Genomic DNA, 16,792 nt, shown 5'->3' on the forward strand with positions numbered 1-16,792 from the left:
GGCTGCGCCCCCAGACCCCCGCTAAAAGATTGCGCAGTTCCCCGCGCCCCTTCAGGGGCGCGGGGAACTGCAAGCGCAGGGACGGGCAGGGGCGGAGGGGGCGAACAAACCTGCGGCCTCAGCCACGTCCGGGCTGAGGGCTTACTCCCGGCCCGCCGACGTGAACGTCATGTCCGCGTAGCGGTTGCCCGCGACCTTGGAGGCTATGGGCTCCAGCAGGTCCAAATCCTCCTTGGTGAGGACGATGCGGGTGGCGGCGGTGTTCTCCTCGACGCGGGTGCGCTTGGTGGTGCCGGGGATCGGGACGACGGGGAGGCCGTGCACGGTGGCGCGCTGCTGGGCCCAGGCCAGAGCGATCTGGCCGAGGGTGGCGCCGTGGGCGTCGGCCACGGAACGTACGGGGTCCAGCAGCGCGGCGTTGACGGCCGCGTTGTCACCCGTGAAGCGGGGCATCGTGCGGCGGAAGTCGTCGGTCGTCAGGTCTTGGTCGGCATTGGCGAAGGAACCCGTGAGGAAGCCACGCCCGAGCGGGGAGTACGGCACGAGCGCCACGCCCAGCTCACCCGCCGCCGGCACGACACCCGCCTCGATGTCGCGGCTGAACAGCGACCACTCCGACTGCACGGCCGCGATGGGGTGTACGGCGTGCGCGGCACGCAGTTCGGCGGCCGTCACCTCGCTCAGGCCCAGGTGCTTGACCTTGCCCTCGCGCACCAGGTCGGCCATGACGCCGACAGTCTCCTCGATGGGGACGTTCACATCACGGCGGTGCATGTAGTAGAGGTCGATCACGTCGACGTCGAGGCGCTTCAGGCTCGCCTCGACGGCCTGCCGGATGTACGGCGGGTCGTTGCGGATGATCCGCCGCGTCAGGTCGTCCGGCGAGATCGACAGGGCGAACTTGGTGGCGATGACGACCTCGTCGCGGTGCGCCTTGAAGAACGGCGAGAGGAACTTCTCGTTCTCCCCCTGACCGTACGCGTCGGCGGTGTCGAAGAGCGTGACGCCCATCTCCAGCGCCCGCTCCAGGGCGGCCCGGGACTCGTCCGCGTCCGCCGGGCCGTACGCCCAGCTCATGCCCATGCAGCCGAGGCCCTGCACACCGACCTCGGGCCCCCCAGTACCGAGCCTCACCTTCGCGATCTTGCTGTCCGTCATCAGGACCTCTCCGACGCCAGGGCCCGCCCGGCGTCCGCGTAGAAATTGATCTTGTGGTCGAGCACCGCGAGGGTGTCCTGGAGCTCGGCGATCCGGGCCTTGACGTCCCGGCGGGTCGCCTCCAGGAGTTCGTAGCGCTCGACGTAGGTGTGGTCGCCCTCACGCACCATTTCCGCGTACCGCACCATGTCGGCGACCGGCATCCCGGTGAGCCGGAGCTTGCCGACGAGGTCCAGCCAGTCCAGGTCGCGGTTGCTGTAGCGGCGCTGCCCCGTGTGCGAGCGGTCGATGTGCGGCATCAGCCCGATCCGCTCGTACCAGCGCAGGGTGTGCGCGGTGAGGCCGGTGAAGGCGACGACCTCGCTGATCGTGTAGTTGTCCTGACCGTCCGGCCGCCGGTGCCGATCGGGAGGCGCGGCGCAGGTGTCGGTCCTGGTCCTGGTGCCGGTCTCGGCGGCCTCGGCCGTGGTCTCCATCACCGTCATGACCCCCACGCTAAAACCTTGGAGTGCACTCCAAGCAAGCGGAATCCGGGGAAAATCCACGGACGCGGCCGAGCCGCGGTGACTACCGTGCGGATCATGAGTCTCGTACGCCGCGCCCTGCCCGAGGACGCCGAGGAAGTGCTGCGCCTGCGTCAGGTGATGATCGATTCGGTCTTCGCCGCGGACGGCTCCACCGAGTGGCACGCCCAGTCACTGCCGACCATACGCCGCAAGCTCGCCGATCCCGACGGGAACTTCGTGGCCTTCGTCGTCGACCACCCCGACCGCCCGGACGCGCTCGCGGCGCTCGTCGCCGGGACCATCGAGTACCGGATCGGGCGTGCGGGCAATCCGCACGGCGCGGTGGGCCACGTCTTCAGCGTCGCCACCGATCCGGACGCGCGGCGGCGCGGTTACGCCCGCGCCTGCATGGAGACGCTCCTCGACTGGTTCCGTGAGCGGGGCGCCGCGCAGGTCGACCTCAACGCCTCCGCCGAGGCCGAGCCGCTGTACGCCGCCCTGGGGTTCGTACGCAAGCCGGACCCCTCGATGCGGCTTCAGCTCTGAGCCGCTTACGCTCGTACGCATGTCCTTGCACAGCCTGGCGTTGATCGAGAACTGGCCCGTTCCCACGGCCGCGGCGGCCGTCGTCCGCGCGGACGGCACGGTGCTCGGGACCCATGGGCCCCTGACGCACCGCTTCCCGCTCGCCTCGGTCACCAAGCCGCTCGCCGCGTACGCCGCGCTCGTCGCGTACGAGGAGGGGGCGATCGAGCTCGACGAGCCGGCGGGTCCGCCCGGTTCGACGGTCCGTCATCTCCTCGCGCACACCTCGGGGCTCGCCTTCGACGAGCACCGGGTGACGTCCGCGCCCGGGGAGCGGCGGCTGTACTCGAACGCCGGGTTCGAGGTGCTCGGGGACCACATCGCCAAGGCGACGGACATTCCCTTCGCGGAGTATCTGCGGCAGGCGGTTCTGCAGCCGCTGGGCATGGCCTCGACCACGCTCGACGGGTCGCCCGCCAAGGACGGCGTCTCCACGGTCGACGATCTGGTGCGGTTCGCCACCGAGGTGCAGGCGCCGCGGCTGCTCGACGCGCGTACGGTCGCCGAGGCGATGACCGTGCAGTACCCGGGCACGAAGGGTGTCCTGCCGGGGTACGGGCACCAGAACCCCAACGACTGGGGGCTCGGCTTCGAGATCCGCGACTCCAAGTCGCCGCACTGGACCGGCAGTTCGTCCTCCCCGCGGGCCTTTGGGCACTTCGGGCAGTCCGGTACGTTTCTGTGGGTCGACCCGGATGCGGGGGCCGCGTGCGTCGCGTTGACCGATCGGGCGTTCGGGCCCTGGGCGGTGGAGGCGTGGACCCCGTTCACGGATGCGGTACTGGCCGAGGTGCGGGGCTGAGGCTCGGGCCGTTTTTTCGCCCCTCCGCCCCTACCCGTCCCGTACCTGGGGGGGGCTCCGCCCCCCCAGACCCCCCATCGCGCTTCGCGCTCGTCCTCAAACGCCGGACGGGCTGAAAGATTGCCCCCGGGCCGGCGTCAAGTCGTCGTCATTTCCCACAGCAGCAGTTCCGCCGGAGAGCCCGCCACCGCGTCCAAGTCCTTCGCGTCCGTGATGCGTGCCGCGTCCCCCGGTCCCAGTTCCTCGCCGTCCAGGCGGACTTCGCCGCGGACGACGTGGACGTACACGAAGGGCGCGTCGGGGACCGCCGTCCGCTCACCCGCCGTCAGGCGGCGTACGTGCAGCATCGCGCCCGCCTCGGGGACCGCGTACGGCGTGGAGTCGGCGATGCCGTGGACGACCTCGTAGGACGGGTCGCCGCCCGGCTCCAGCGGGGCCAGCCACATCTGGACGAAGACGAGCGGTGCCGAGCCGTCGTTGCGCTCGACGTGGCGGACACCGCCCGCCGAGCTCAACCGCTGCACATCCCCCGGCCGCACGACCGACTCGTGGCCCGTCGAGTCCCGGTGCGTCAGCTCGCCCTCCACCACCCACGTGACGATCTCGGTGTGGCTGTGCGGGTGCTCGTCGAAGCCGGCACCGGGGTCGAGCCACTCCTCGTTGCAGGCGATCACCGCGCCGAAGCGGAGGTTGTCCGGGTCGTAGTGCGGGCCGAAGGAAAAGGCGTGGAGCGAGGAGATCCCGGCCGCCGGGTCCCCTCCGCGGTAGCGCTCGTCGGCGCGGCGGACGTCCATCACGTCCACCACCGTAGCCCCGGTCCGGCGCCCTCCCCGCGCTTACATGCGACCCGCCGCCGCACGCCTCCGTCCGGATAAGGCAGTCTTGTCCCGTGCCCGAACCCGAATCCAGCAACACCGAGCGCCCAGCGCATCAGGTCCACGCGCACTCCGCGACCCTGAAGCGGCTGGAGAAGTCCTCCGGAAGCCTCGCCGCCCAGGCCATCGCGCGGATGGACGAGACGCTGCCGTGGTACCGGGCCATGCCCCCGGAGAACCGTTCCTGGATCGGTCTCGTGGCCCAGGCCGGTATCGCGGCCTTCACCGAGTGGTTCCGGCATCCCGACGCCCCCCAGGCCATCTCCACCGATGTCTTCGGGACCGCTCCCCGCGAGCTGACCAGGGCGATCACCCTGCGCCAGACCGTCGAGATGGTGCGGACCACCATCGAGGTCATGGAGAGCGCGATCGACGAGGTCGCCGCTCCGGGTGACGAGTCCGTGCTGCGCGAGGCCCTTCTCGTGTACGCCCGCGAGATCGCCTTCGCCACCGCCCAGGTGTACGCGCAGGCGGCCGAGGCACGCGGTGCCTGGGACGCCCGGCTCGAATCGCTCGTCGTGAACGCCGTGCTCTCGGGCGAGGCCGACGAGGGCGCCGTCTCCCGGGCCGCCGCCCTCGGCTGGAACTCTCCCGAACATGTCTGCGTGGTGCTGGGTACGGCGCCCGACGGTGACAGCGAGCTGACCGTCGAGGCCATCCGACGGGCCGCCCGGCACGCCAAGTTGCAAGTCCTGACGGGCGTTCTCGGTGATCGGCTCGTCGTCATCGCGGGCGGCAGCGACAATCCGCTGGCCGTCGCCAAGTCGCTGATCGGCCCGTACGCCGCAGGCCCCGTCGTCGCCGGGCCGATCGTGCCCGATCTGCTCGCCGCGACCCGGTCCGCGCAGGCCGCCGCCGCCGGGCTCAAGGCGTGTTTCGCCTGGCAGGACGCCCCGCGGCCGGTTCTGGCGGACGATCTGCTGCCGGAGCGCGCGATCGCCGGAGACCCGTCCGCCCGCGAGCAGTTGGTGGAGGAGATCTACAGACCACTGGAGGAGGCCGGCTCCGCGCTCCTGGAGACGCTCAGCGTCTATCTGGAACAGGCGAGCAGCCTCGAAGGCGCCGCCCGGATGCTCTTCGTCCATCCCAACACCGTGCGCTACCGGCTCCGACGTGTGACTGACGTCACCGGCTGGTCACCGTCGGATGTACGCTCCGCGTTCACGCTGCGGATCGCGCTGATCCTGGGGCGTCTCGCCGATGGAGATCCCCAAACCTAGCCTTTTGTCGGGGACCTACAATTCCCCTTCGTGTTCTTCGTCCTTGTCCTCACGGGCGGTCGTGGCCGTCCACAAGAGAGAGTGTGAGAGTGCTCGTACTCGTCGCTCCCGGCCAGGGCGCTCAGACGCCCGGCTTCCTGACTCCTTGGCTCGATCTCCCTGGCGCCGCCGACCGCCTTGCCGCGTGGTCGGACGCCATCGGACTCGACCTCGCCCACTACGGCACGCAGGCCGACGCGGACGCGATCCGGGACACGGCTGTCGCGCAGCCGCTCCTCGTCGCCGCCGGTCTTCTGTCGGCCGCGGCACTCGGTGACATCACGCCCGGTGCCGTCGCGGGCCACAGCGTCGGCGAGATCACCGCCGCCGCGTTCGCGGGAGTGCTCGACGACACGACCGCACTGCAGCTCGTCCGCAAGCGGGGCCTGGCGATGGCCGACGCCGCCGCCATCACGCAGACCGGGATGTCCGCGCTCCTCGGCGGTGACCCCGCGACGACGGTTCCGCACCTGGAGAAGCTCGGTCTGACCCCGGCGAATGTGAACGGCGCGGGCCAGATCGTGGCCGCCGGCACGCTGGAGGAGCTGGCCGCCCTGGAGGCGGACAAGCCCGAGGGCGTACGCCGGGTCGTGGCCCTGAAGGTCGCGGGCGCGTTCCACACCCACCACATGACCCCGGCGGTCGACGCGCTGGCCGAGGCCGCCGCGGGACTGGACCCGGCGGACCCGCGGATCACGTACGTGTCGAACAAGGACGGCAAGACCGTCGCGGCCGGCTCCGACGTCCTGGCTCGTCTGGTCGGCCAGGTCGCCAACCCGGTCCGCTGGGACCTGTGCATGGAGACCTTCAAGGATCTCGGCGTGACCGCGCTCCTCGAGGTGTGCCCCGGCGGCACCCTGACCGGTCTGGCCAAGCGTGCGCTGCCCGGTGTCCAGACGCTGGCGCTGAAGACCCCCGACGACCTCGACGCGGCTCGCGAGCTCATCGCCGAGCACAGCGCGGCCTAAGGAGCCCGAGAGCATGTCGAAGATCAAGGCACCCAAGGGCGCTCCCTTTGCGCGCATCCTCGGCGTCGGCGGCTACCGCCCGGTCCGGGTCGTGCCCAACGAGGTGATCCTGGAGACGATCGACTCGTCCGACGAATGGATCCGCTCGCGCTCCGGCATCGAGACCCGGCACTGGGCCTCCGACGAGGAGACCGTCGCCGCGATGTCGATCGAGGCGTCCGGCAAGGCCATCGCCGACGCCGGGATCAACGCGGACCAGATCGGCGCCGTGGTCGTCTCCACCGTCTCGCACTTCAGCCAGACCCCGGCCATCGCCACCGAGATCGCCGACAAGCTCGGCACCAACAAGGCCGCCGCCTTCGACATCTCGGCCGGCTGCGCGGGCTTCGGCTACGGCCTGACCCTCGCCAAGGGCATGATCGTGGAAGGCTCCGCCGAGTACGTCCTCGTCATCGGCGTCGAGCGGCTTTCCGACCTGACCGACCTGGAGGACCGCGCGACGGCCTTCCTGTTCGGCGACGGCGCGGGCGCGGTCGTCGTGGGCCCCTCCGAGGAGCCGCACATCGGCCCGACCGTGTGGGGTTCCGAGGGCGACAAGGCCGGCACGATCAAGCAGACCGTGCCGTGGGACCGCTTCCGGATTGGCGACGTGTCCCAGCTTCCGCTCGATTCCAAGGGCGAGATCAAGTTCCCTGCGATCACGCAGGAGGGCCAGGCGGTGTTCCGCTGGGCCGTGTTCGAGATGGCGAAGGTCGCCAAGGAGGCGCTGGACGCCGCCGGGCTTTCGCCGGACGACCTGGATGTCTTCATTCCCCACCAGGCCAACGAGCGGATCATCGACTCGATGGTGAAGACGCTGAAACTGCCGGAGCACGTCACGGTCGCCCGCGACGTACGCACCACCGGCAACACCTCGGCCGCCTCGATCCCGCTCGCAATGGAGCGGCTTCTGGCGACCGGTGAGGCGAAGAGCGGCGACACCGCGCTCGTCATCGGATTCGGGGCGGGTCTCGTGTACGCCGCCACGGTCGTTACCCTCCCCTAGGCACACCGTCCGGATCTTTCCGGCCGGAGTACCGCCACACCCTCTGGAATACACACCGAAGGAGCGCCTGACATGGCCGCCACTCAGGAAGAGATCGTCGAAGGTCTCGCCGAGATCGTGAACGAGATCGCCGGGATCCCCACCGAGGACGTCCAGCTGGACAAGTCCTTCACCGACGACCTGGACGTCGACTCGCTGTCCATGGTCGAGGTCGTCGTCGCCGCCGAAGAGCGCTTCGACGTCAAGATCCCGGACGATGACGTCAAGAACCTCAAGACCGTCGGCGACGCTGCCGACTACATCCTCAAGCACCAGGCCTGATCCTCCGATCACCTGGGCTGAGAGCCCAGGTTCGCCCGGGCCGAGTGGCCCTGGTTCGCCTGGGCCGCATGCCCCGCCACCCGGCGGTGGCGCCGCTGAATCCTCGTATCCGTTGGAGAAAGAATTCCCGTGAGCCCGACCAATCGCACCGTGGTCGTCACCGGTATCGGCGCAACCACACCGCTGGGTGGCGACGCAGCCTCTACCTGGGAGGGCCTGATCGCCGGCAAGTCCGGTGTCCGCCCCCTCGAGCAGGAGTGGGCCGCCGACCAGGCGGTCCGTATCGCGGCGCAGATCGCCGTGGAACCGGGCGAGGTCATTCCGCGCCCGCAGGCCCGCCGTCTGGACCGCTCGGCGCAGTTCGCGCTGATCGCGGCCAAGGAGGCCTGGGCGGACGCCGGTTACACCGACAAGGCGGGCGAGGACGCGAACGTCGACCCCGACCGGCTCGGCGCGGTCATCGCCTCCGGCATCGGCGGCGTGACGACCCTGCTCGACCAGTACGACGTGCTCAAGGAGAAGGGCGTACGCCGTGTCTCCCCGCACACCGTGCCGATGCTGATGCCGAACGGCCCGTCCGCCAACGTGGGCCTCGCCGTCGGCGCCCGCGCCGGTGTGCACACCCCGGTCTCCGCCTGTGCTTCGGGCGCCGAGGCCATCGGCTACGCCATCGAGATGATCCGCACCGGCCGTGCCGACGTCGTCGTCGCCGGTGGCACCGAGGCGGCCATCCACCCGCTGCCCATCGCCGCGTTCGGCAACATGATGGCGATGTCCAAGAACAACGACGACCCGCAGGGTGCCTCGCGCCCCTACGACGTCGCCCGTGACGGTTTCGTCCTCGGTGAGGGCGCCGGCGTGATCGTCCTGGAGTCGGCCGAGCACGCCGCCAAGCGCGGCGCCCGTGTCTACGCGGAGGCGGTCGGCCAGGGCATCTCGGCCGACGCCCACGACATCGTGCAGCCGGAGCCCGAGGGCCGCGGCATCTCGCACGCCCTGCAGAACCTGCTCGACAACACCGACCTGGACCCGGCCGAGATCGTGCACGTCAACGCGCACGCGACGTCGACGCCGGCGGGTGACGTGGCCGAGCTGAAGGCGCTGCGCAAGGTGTTCGGCGACGACGCGGACCACTTCGCGGTGTCCGCGACCAAGTCGATGACCGGGCACCTGCTCGGCGGTGCGGGGGGTGTCGAGTCGGTCGCGACCGTGCTTGCCCTGTACCACCGGGTCGCTCCCCCGACCATCAACGTCGAGAACCTCGACCCCGAGGCGGAGGCTGTCGCCGACGTTGTTCGCGGGGAGGCGCGGAAGTTGCCCGTGGAGGGCCGTATCGCTGCCCTGAACGACTCGTTCGGGTTCGGTGGGCACAACGTGGTGCTCGCGTTCCGTACGGTCTGAAGCCGGCCTTAGCTGTACTGAACGGCGTGTGGCCCGTACTCCTTGTTGGTGGAGTTCGGGCCACACGCCGTTCGTCGTCGGTTGTCGGCCCACCTCGGGCCGGTGGGGGCTGGTCGCGCCCACGCGGCGGAGCCGCATATTGATACAGCCCCGCGCCCCTAAAGGGGCGTTCCTCGCTTATCAGTGCTGTCAGACCACCTGGTGGAGCCAGCGGACCGGGGCGCCCTCGCCCGCGTAGCGGAAGGGCTCGAGCTCGTCGTCCCACGGCTTGCCCAGGAGCTTGGCCAGGTCGGCCTCGAGGTCGGTTTCGCCACGCTGGGAGCGCAGGAGGGCGGCGCGGAGGCGGTCCTCGGGGATGAGGATGTCGCCGTGGATGCCGGTGACGGCGTGGAAGATGCCCAGCTCGGGGGTGCAGCTGTAGCGCTCGCCCTCGGCCGTGGGGCACGGCTCGGCGGTGACCTCGAAGCGCAGCAGATGCCAGCCGCGCAGCGCGGAGGCGAGCTTGGAGGCGGTGCCGGCCTCGCCCTTCCAGGAGAACTCGGATCTCCAGGTGCCCGGCGCGGCGGGCTGCCGGATCCAGTCGAGGTTGACGCGCGTGCCGAGCACCCCCGCGACCGCCCACTCGACGTGCGGGCACAGCGCGCGGGGCGCGGAGTGCACGTAGAGAACTCCACGTGTCGTCACTGGGGCCTCCGGACAGAGCGAGACATCTTGTAACTTAGCGGGACGGCAGTGGCAGGGCGGCCACGGGGCGAGGCTACCGTGCGGCGGCGCAAGGAGTGTGACGTACCGTCGGTCCCGACGCCCGGAAACACCGAGGTTTCACCCAACGGGACGCGTGTGCTGACCGACCGTGTTCAAGGGGTGGCGATCAACCCTACAAAACGAACGAGGGGACCAGGGGATGCGCAACCGCAGTCACCGTTCACGGGCCGTCCTCGCCGTCGCGGCGGCGGCTGTGCTGGGCGTCGCCGGGTGCGACGCCTCCGGTGGCAACTCCCCCGCGCCAAGAGGTACGACGGCCAACGCGCTGCCCTCCCCGAAGCCCACGCCCACCTGGGACCGCAGCCCGGAGTCCGTGGCCGCGGTCGGCGACTCCATCACCCGCGGCTTCGACGCGTGCTCCGTGCTGTCGGACTGCCCCGAGGCGTCCTGGGCGACCGGCAGCGACACGCAGGTGCGAAGTCTGGCCGTACGACTGCTCGGGAAGACCGGGGCCGCCGAGCGCAGTTGGAACTACGCGGTGACCGGCGCGCGGATGGCGGACCTGCCCGGCCAGATGGCGCAGGCGGCGACCAGGAAGCCGGAGCTGGTGACGGTGATGGCGGGCGCCAACGACGCCTGCCGCTCCTCCACCTCGGCGATGACGTCGGTCGCCGACTTCCGTGCCGAGTTCGAGGACGCGATGGACACGCTGCGCAGCGCCCTGCCCAAGACCCAGGTGTATGTGTCGAGCGTGCCGGATCTGAAGCGGCTGTGGTCCCAGGGGCGCGGCAACCCGCTGGGCAAGCAGGTCTGGAAGCTGGGCATCTGCCCCTCGATGCTGGGCGACGCGGACGCCGTGGACTCGGTGGCGACCCTGCGGCGCGCGAAGGTGCAGGACCGGGTGGAGGCGTACAACAAGGTCCTTGAGGACGTGTGCGCCAAGGACCGGCGCTGCCGCTTCGACGGGGGCGCGGTCTTCGACTACCGGTTCGGCACGGACCAGTTGAGCCACTGGGACTGGTTCCATCCGAGCAAGGACGGCCAGGCGCGGCTCGCGGAGATCGCGTACCGGACGGTGACGGCCAAGCAGCCGGTGGCCTGACGGCTCCCCGCGGATCCTTGGCCTAGGCTTTCGATCATGCGCAGCGAACTCTTCGGCACCCTTCCCGATGGCACCCCGGTCCACCGCTGGACGCTGGAGCGGTCGGGCGTACGGGTGCGGGTCCTGACGTACGGCGGGATCGTGCAGTCGGCCGAGGTCCCCGACCGATGGGGGTCCCCCCGCTCATGGGGGTCCCCCCGCTCGAGCGAAGCCGAGAGTGGGGGAGAAGCCGAGAGTGGGGGAGAAGCCGAGAGTGGGGGAGAAGCCGAGAGTGGGGGAGGGCGGGCCGTGGACGTGGTGCTGGGGTTCCCCGACCTGGCGGGTTACCTCACCCATCCGGAGCCGTACTTGGGGGCGCTGGTCGGGCGGTACGCGAACCGGATCGCCGGCGGCCACTTCCCGCTCGGCGATCTGACCTACTACCTCGCGCAGAACAACGGGCCCAACTCCCTGCACGGCGGCGAGCTCGGCTTCGACAAGCGTGTGTGGGACGCCGAGCCGGTCGAGCACGGGGTGCGGCTCACCCGGGTCAGCCCGCACGGCGAGGAGGGCTTTCCTGGCCGCCTGGAGGTCTCGGCGACGTACACGCTCGAGGCGGACGGCGCGCTGCGGATCGCGTACGAGGCGGTCACCGACGCGCCGACCGTGGTGAACCTGACCAACCACACGTACTGGAACCTGAGCGGCTCGGGGAGCGCGGGCGGGCACGAACTCCGCCTCCTTGCCTCGCGGTTGACGCCGGTGGACGGAGATCTCATCCCCACCGGGGAACTCGCCCCCGTCGAGGGCACCCGCTTCGACTTCCGGCAGGCGCGGAAGGTGGGCGCCGGGTACGACCACAACTTCGTGCTCGACAAGGGGGTCAGCGCCTCGCCTGTGGACGTCGCCGAGCTGCACGATCCCGTCTCCGGGCGTGTGGTCACCGTGGCGACCACCGAACCCGGACTGCAGCTCTACACCGGGGACCACCTGAGCGACCCCTTCGTTCCGGGTGACGGCATCGCGCTGGAGACACAGCACTTCCCCGACTCCCCGAACCGGCCGGAGTTCCCGAGTACGGAACTGCGGCCGGGCGAGGTGTACACGTCAGAGACCGTTTATCGCTTCACGGTTCGGCACTAGGAGTTCTCGCCGCGCATCCGCTTGGTCGCCTTGCCGAGTATCGACATGGCGCCCAGGCAGATCGCGGTGACGGTGCCGCCGACGGCGATGGGAAGCGCGTCGAAGCCCTTGATTCCGTTGAACAGGATCAGCGCCCCCAGCGCCATGATGATCGAGTACAGGCTCTGGCCGACCCGGGCACCGGCCGGGATGACCCGGAGCAGCTGCGGGATGGTCGTCGCGGCGGCGATCCCCATGCCGAGCGGGATGAACACCGCGAGCATCAGCCCGCCGAAGCCGAACGAGTTCCCGTACGCGCCCCAGTCGGCGCCCTTGACAAGCAGATAGCCGGCGGCGCCCAGCGACAGCAGGACGAGGACGCCATTGACGTACGCGGCCTGTGTGGCCGCCTTGCGGGCGCTCGGCAGATGGGCGGCCGGGGAGCGCCAGGCGTCCGGGGTGAGCCGGCGCAGCTGCTCCTTGAGGCCCCGCGCCTTCATGAGCGACAGGACGCCGACGACCAGGCCGACGAGGCCGAGCGCGGTGCCGGCGAAGCCGATCGGCTTCTCGGTGACGCCGTAGTGGGCGCCGCCGAAGGTCAGCGGGATGCCCAGGACGAAGCCGAACGCGTACACCTTGCTGGTCTGCTGGATCTTCAGCACCAGCTCGCGCTGCCCCGCGCTCAGATTCGGGTCCAGCCTCATCTGGGCCTCGCCCAGGTTCTGTTGGGGCGCCATCGGCTGCTGGGGCTGCGGCTGCGGCGGGTAGGGCTGGTACGGCTGCTGGGGCGGGTACGGCTGCTGGGGATAGCCCTGCTGTGGCGGGTGGGGCGCCTGCTGCCCTTGATACGGGCCCTGCTGCCCTTGATACGGGCCCTGTTGGCCGGCGTACGGGCCCTGCTGCGGCGGGTACGGGCCCGGTTGCGGCGGGTAAGGGCCTGGTTGCTGACCCTGCTGACCTGGATACATGCGCTTCTCCCCCGAACTGGCGTGTTGTCGGCCCGCGAGTCTGCCATACGGGGACGGGACGACGAGCCCCGGTCCGGCCGTCAGGTTCCGGACCGGGGCTGCTCAAGGGGGCGCTTCGTACGGTTACGCCTCGATGATCGTGGTCACTCGGCGGTCCGTGAGGGAACGGCCTGCCTGAACCTCGTACGAACCCTTCACATAGGTCCACGAGTTGGCGTTCTCGTCCCAGATCTCGAAGGCGCGGCGCGGGAGTTCCACGACGGCATCGACGCTGTCGCCCGGCCCGGCCTCGACGCCCGCGAAGCCGGCGAGCCAGCGGGCGGGCCGGTCGGCGTCGGCCTCCACCGGGGCCAGGTAGACCTGGACGACCTCGCGCCCGGCGCGCTCGCCGGAGTTGCGCACGCGGATCGTGGCCGTCGTACCGCGGATCTCGATCGACTCGTACGTCCAGTCGGTGTAGCCGAGGCCGTGTCCGAAGAGGTACGAGGGGGTCTTGCCCGCCTTCTCCCAGGCGCGGTAGCCGATGAACACGCCCTCGGTGTACGGGAGTTCACCGTCATACGGGACGACCTGGGTGACCGGGGCGTCCGCGAACGAGCCCCAGGTGCTGGGCAGTCGGCCGCCCGGCTCGTACGCGCCGGTGAGGACGTCGGCGAGGGCGGCGCCGCCCTCCTGGCCGGGGAACCAGCTCAGCAGTACGGCGGCGACCTCGTCGCGCCACGGCAGTTCCACCGGGGAGCCGGAGTTGACGACCACGACGGTGTTCGGGTTGGCGGCGGCGACGGCGTGTACCAACTCGTCCTGGCGGCCGGGGAGTCGGAGGTCCTTGCGGTCGAAGCCCTCGGACTCGACGCGGTCGGTGGTGGCGACCACGACGACCACGGTGTCGGCGGCGCGGGCGGCCGCGACGGCCTCGGCGATCAGCTCGTCGGGGTCGCGCTGCGGCTGCTGGTGGGCGAGCGCGAAGCCGACGACCTTCATCGGGATGCCCTCGGGGAGGGTGACCACGTGGGTGAGGGAGACCTCGACCGGCTCGCCCGCGGTCAGTTCGGCCCGGGCGCGGGGCACCGGGGCGCTGAAGAACGCCTCGAAGGGGTCGTCCTTGTCGGTGCGCTGGGCGTCGTCGAAGTACGTGGTGCCGTCGACGGTGAGGGTGAAGACGCCCAGGCCCTTGATGCCGAAGGTGTGCGGGCCGCTGTCGCGCGGGGTGAAGGTACCGGTCAGTTCGACGGTGTGCAGGGTGTCGTGGGTGACTCCCTCGGGAAGGTCGTCGCCCATCCACTGGATCTGGCCGCCCGGCGCGGAGCCGCTGCCGATGATCTCGCCGTGCGCGTCGCGGCAGACGGCGCGCAGCTCGAACCCCTTGTCGGCGAGGGCGAGTTCCTCGGTCGGGTCGGCGCCGACGGCGTACGTCAGGCTGCCCTCGGGGAGGGCGGCCGTGAGGCCGTCGAGGGGCGAGACGATGCCGGAGGGGAAGACGGTGGCGGAGCCCCCGCCGAGGACGCGGGCGTCGCGGGCGGCGGCGCCGATCAACGCCACCGTCCCCGGCTTCAGGGGCAGCACCTTGCGCCCCTCGCCCGCGTCGTCGCCCACGTCACCGCCCACCTCGTCGCCCACCTCGTCGCGCACTTCGTTGCGTACGAGAACGAAGGCGCGGCGGGCGATCTCGCGGGCCAGTGCCTCGCCGTCGATGGGGGCGGGCGGCTCGGTCACGACCGGCTCGGCGCCGTCCAGGATGCCGACGCGGGCGGCGAGGCGGAGTACGTTGCGGACGGCCTCGTCGACCTGCGACTCCTCGACGCGGCCTTCCCGTACGGCCTGCGCGAGCGGGGCGCCGTACACGGTCTGCGGGCCGGGCATGGCGACGTCGAGGCCGCCCTCGATGTCGCCGGTCGTCGAGCGGGCGGCCATCCAGTCGGAGACGTTGAAGCCGTCGAAGCCCCACTCGCCGCGCAGGACCTCGTTCACGAGGTAGCGGTGCTCGGTCATCGTGGTGCCGTTGACCGAGTTGTAGGCGGTCATGATGCCCCAGGGGTGGGCGTTCTCGACGATGGCCTCGAAGGGGGCCAGGTACAGCTCGCGCAGGGCGCGTTCGGAGACGACGTTGTTCACCGTGAAGCGGTCGGTCTCGGCGTCGTTGGCGACGAAGTGCTTGACGGTGGTGCCGACGCCGCCGGACTGCACGCCCTGTACGTAACCGCTGCCGATCCGGCCGGTCAGATACGGGTCCTCGCTGTACGCCTCGAAGTGGCGGCCGCCGAGCGGGGAGCGGTGCAGGTTGACGGTCGGGGCGAGCAGGACGTGCACGTTCTTGCGGCGGGCCTCCTGGGCGAGCAGGGCGCCGGCGCGGCGGGCGAGGGCCGGGTCCCAGGTGGCGGCGAGCGCGGTGGGGGACGGAAGCGCGATGGACGGGTCGTCGGCGGTCCAGCGGACGCCGCGGACGCCGATCGGGCCGTCGGACATGACCAGGGACTTCAGCCCGATCTCGGGGAGCGCGGGCAGCGACCACATGTCCTGGCCGGACAGCAGCCGCGCCTTCGCGTCCAGGTCCAGCCGGTGCAGGGCGGCCTCCACGACCGCCTGGCGGGCCTGATCGGCCGGGGTTGCCACCATCGCGGTGCCTCCTCGTCGAAGTCCATGGACGCCTCAATCCTGCCTCGGCCGCCTGCGAGGGAACCTCAACCGCAACCATCAATTGAGCAGTACGGATCACTCCGGCCCTGTCACCGCGGCGACGACCTCGATCTCGATGAGGGCGTCCGGCTTGAAGAGGCGCGCGGCCTCGAAGGTCATGCTGGTGGGTGCGGTGCCGGTGAGGAACTTTCGGCGTACGGCGCCGTATTCGTCGAGCTGGTCGATGTCGGTCAGGTAGGTACGGATGTTGATGATGTCGGCGAGGGTCGCGCCGTGCGCCTTGAGCAGGGCGTCGATGGTCTCGAAGACACCGCGGCTCTGGGTGGCGAGGTCCGCGCCCTCCGCGACCTGGCCGGAGAGGTACAACAGGGCGCCGCCGCCGGGGAGTTCCACGCGGGCGACCTGCGAGTAGTAGGCATTGGCGGGCTGGGGCGCGGAGGCCGGGTTGTCGAGCGTGATCCGCATGCGGGCGTTCCCTCAGGCTGAGTGACGGATATGGGTGACGGCCTTCGCGATGTCCGCGTGGGCGATGTCCGGGTCCGCGGCGGCTCGCCTGAAGTGCTCCAACACCGCTTCCATGGCCGGGAGTCGGGCCGCCTTGGTCGCCAGGTCGGCGTCCTTGACGGCGAGCGAGGTGTCGAAGTGCACACCTTCGGCGAAGGCGCGGCCGACGGCGCCGCCGAGCGGGCCGCTCGCGAGGGCGGTGCGCGCGGTGTCCTCATCGATGCCGAGCGCGTCCGCGAGGGCCATCGCCTCGGCGACGACGGCGACTCCGCCGAGTACGGCGGTATTGACGACGAGCTTGAGCGCGGCGCCCGAGCCGAGCGGTCCGGTGCGGGTGACGGTGCCGAAGTGGGCCAGGACGTGCTCGACTCCGGCCATGTCGCCGCCCGCGAGGATGCCGAGCTGCCCCGCGGCGGCCTTGTCGGTGCTGCCCATGACGGGCGCGTCGACGAGGGTCACGCCCTCTCCCAGCCGGGCGGCCAGCTCCTTGACCACGTCCGGGCCGACCGTCGACATCTCCACCCAGCACGTGCCCGGGCGGAGCCCCGGCACGATCGCGTCCGCGACCGCGTCGAGCGCGGCCGGGTCGGCGAGCATCGTGATGACCACGTCCGCGTCCCGTACCGCCTCGGCCGGGGAGGCGGCGAGGGTGGCACCCTCCGCGACGAACGGCTCCGCCTTCGCGGCGGTGCGGTTCCAGACCGTCAACGGGTACCCGGTGCCGAGGAGTTGACGTGCCATCGCGGCGCCCATGTGGCCGAGTCCGAGAAAAGCGATCTTTTCCATGCCCTCGACGCTAGGCACCCACGGATGATGCGGCAAGCGAATGTCTAGCATGAGAGCCATGCTGAACTCGCA

General features: G+C 70.8%; 17 protein-coding genes. 9 read left to right on the forward strand and 8 right to left on the reverse strand.

All coding sequences use genetic code 11. The features are described 5' to 3' along the window. Positions 1–141: 141 nt before the first annotated feature. Together ACFY0T_RS03985 and ACFY0T_RS03990 are read right to left on the reverse strand one after the other, a co-directional pair. Complete coding sequence (locus tag ACFY0T_RS03985; protein WP_388864416.1) at positions 142–1,158, reverse strand: aldo/keto reductase; 1,017 nt, start codon at positions 1,156–1,158, stop codon at positions 142–144. Further along, entirely contained in the window at positions 1,158–1,643 is a 486-nt protein-coding gene (locus ACFY0T_RS03990; RefSeq protein WP_388864417.1) for a MerR family transcriptional regulator, read from the reverse strand. Before ACFY0T_RS03990 ends, ACFY0T_RS03985 begins: the two co-directional genes overlap by 1 nt. Positions 1,644–1,739: 96 nt before the next feature. Between ACFY0T_RS03990 and ACFY0T_RS03995 the strand changes: the two genes are divergently transcribed. Together ACFY0T_RS03995 and ACFY0T_RS04000 are read left to right on the forward strand one after the other, a co-directional pair. Then, a complete protein-coding gene (locus ACFY0T_RS03995; protein WP_388864418.1) occupies positions 1,740–2,210 on the forward strand; it encodes a GNAT family N-acetyltransferase in 471 nt (156 codons plus the stop codon). A gap of 19 nt (positions 2,211–2,229) precedes the next feature. Then, a complete protein-coding gene (locus ACFY0T_RS04000; protein WP_388864419.1) occupies positions 2,230–3,051 on the forward strand; it encodes a serine hydrolase domain-containing protein in 822 nt (273 codons plus the stop codon). A 137-nt stretch (positions 3,052–3,188) separates the two neighbouring features. On the opposite strand, the gene ACFY0T_RS04005 is transcribed toward ACFY0T_RS04000, so the two are convergent. Next, positions 3,189–3,845: a pirin family protein gene (locus tag ACFY0T_RS04005; protein WP_388864738.1), complete on the reverse strand. Its 657-nt coding sequence runs from the start codon at positions 3,843–3,845 to the stop codon at positions 3,189–3,191. Positions 3,846–3,940: 95 nt separating this feature from the next. Here ACFY0T_RS04005 and fasR point away from each other — a divergent pair, with 95 nt between their 5' ends. From fasR to fabF, 5 genes are all read left to right on the forward strand, one after another. Beyond that, the gene (fasR, locus tag ACFY0T_RS04010) at positions 3,941–5,146 is read left to right on the forward strand and encodes a fatty acid biosynthesis transcriptional regulator FasR (protein ID WP_388864420.1); all 1,206 of its coding nucleotides are present in this window, start codon (positions 3,941–3,943) and stop codon (positions 5,144–5,146) included. 89 nt (positions 5,147–5,235) lie between these two features. Next, the gene (locus ACFY0T_RS04015; RefSeq protein WP_388864421.1) at positions 5,236–6,153 is read left to right on the forward strand and encodes an ACP S-malonyltransferase; all 918 of its coding nucleotides are present in this window, start codon (positions 5,236–5,238) and stop codon (positions 6,151–6,153) included. Between the two features lie 13 nt (positions 6,154–6,166). Further along, on the forward strand, positions 6,167–7,198 hold the full coding sequence (locus tag ACFY0T_RS04020; protein ID WP_388864422.1) for a ketoacyl-ACP synthase III: 1,032 nt from the start codon (positions 6,167–6,169) through the stop codon (positions 7,196–7,198). A gap of 72 nt (positions 7,199–7,270) precedes the next feature. Continuing rightward, the gene (locus ACFY0T_RS04025) at positions 7,271–7,519 is read left to right on the forward strand and encodes an acyl carrier protein (protein ID WP_388864423.1); all 249 of its coding nucleotides are present in this window, start codon (positions 7,271–7,273) and stop codon (positions 7,517–7,519) included. A gap of 129 nt (positions 7,520–7,648) precedes the next feature. Next, the gene (gene fabF / locus ACFY0T_RS04030) at positions 7,649–8,920 is read left to right on the forward strand and encodes a beta-ketoacyl-ACP synthase II (protein WP_388864424.1); all 1,272 of its coding nucleotides are present in this window, start codon (positions 7,649–7,651) and stop codon (positions 8,918–8,920) included. A gap of 189 nt (positions 8,921–9,109) precedes the next feature. Here fabF and ACFY0T_RS04035 read toward each other — a convergent pair whose 3' ends face one another. Then, positions 9,110–9,604 carry a DUF3145 domain-containing protein gene (locus ACFY0T_RS04035; RefSeq protein ID WP_388864425.1) on the reverse strand — a complete coding sequence of 165 codons (495 nt, stop codon included), beginning with the start codon at positions 9,602–9,604 and terminating at the stop codon, positions 9,110–9,112. Positions 9,605–9,824: 220 nt separating this feature from the next. Between ACFY0T_RS04035 and ACFY0T_RS04040 the strand changes: the two genes are divergently transcribed. Both ACFY0T_RS04040 and ACFY0T_RS04045 read left to right on the forward strand, forming a co-directional pair. Beyond that, positions 9,825–10,727: an SGNH/GDSL hydrolase family protein gene (locus ACFY0T_RS04040; RefSeq protein ID WP_388864426.1), complete on the forward strand. Its 903-nt coding sequence runs from the start codon at positions 9,825–9,827 to the stop codon at positions 10,725–10,727. A gap of 36 nt (positions 10,728–10,763) precedes the next feature. Further along, entirely contained in the window at positions 10,764–11,849 is a 1,086-nt protein-coding gene (locus tag ACFY0T_RS04045; protein WP_388864427.1) for an aldose epimerase family protein, read from the forward strand. On the opposite strand, the gene ACFY0T_RS04050 is transcribed toward ACFY0T_RS04045, so the two are convergent. The 4 genes from ACFY0T_RS04050 to ACFY0T_RS04065 form a co-directional block, all read right to left on the reverse strand. Next, entirely contained in the window at positions 11,846–12,796 is a 951-nt protein-coding gene (locus tag ACFY0T_RS04050) for a hypothetical protein (protein ID WP_388864428.1), read from the reverse strand. The two genes, ACFY0T_RS04045 and ACFY0T_RS04050, sit on opposite strands and share 4 nt — an antisense overlap. A gap of 123 nt (positions 12,797–12,919) precedes the next feature. Continuing rightward, complete coding sequence (locus ACFY0T_RS04055) at positions 12,920–15,409, reverse strand: beta-glucosidase (protein ID WP_388864429.1); 2,490 nt, start codon at positions 15,407–15,409, stop codon at positions 12,920–12,922. Between the two features lie 96 nt (positions 15,410–15,505). Further along, positions 15,506–15,895: a RidA family protein gene (locus tag ACFY0T_RS04060; protein WP_388864430.1), complete on the reverse strand. Its 390-nt coding sequence runs from the start codon at positions 15,893–15,895 to the stop codon at positions 15,506–15,508. A gap of 12 nt (positions 15,896–15,907) precedes the next feature. Continuing rightward, positions 15,908–16,720 carry an NAD(P)-dependent oxidoreductase gene (locus ACFY0T_RS04065; protein ID WP_388864431.1) on the reverse strand — a complete coding sequence of 271 codons (813 nt, stop codon included), beginning with the start codon at positions 16,718–16,720 and terminating at the stop codon, positions 15,908–15,910. Positions 16,721–16,792: the final 72 nt, after the last annotated feature.

The organism is Streptomyces sp. NPDC001530, from assembly GCF_042894545.1.
Classification (GTDB): domain Bacteria; phylum Actinomycetota; class Actinomycetes; order Streptomycetales; family Streptomycetaceae; genus Streptomyces.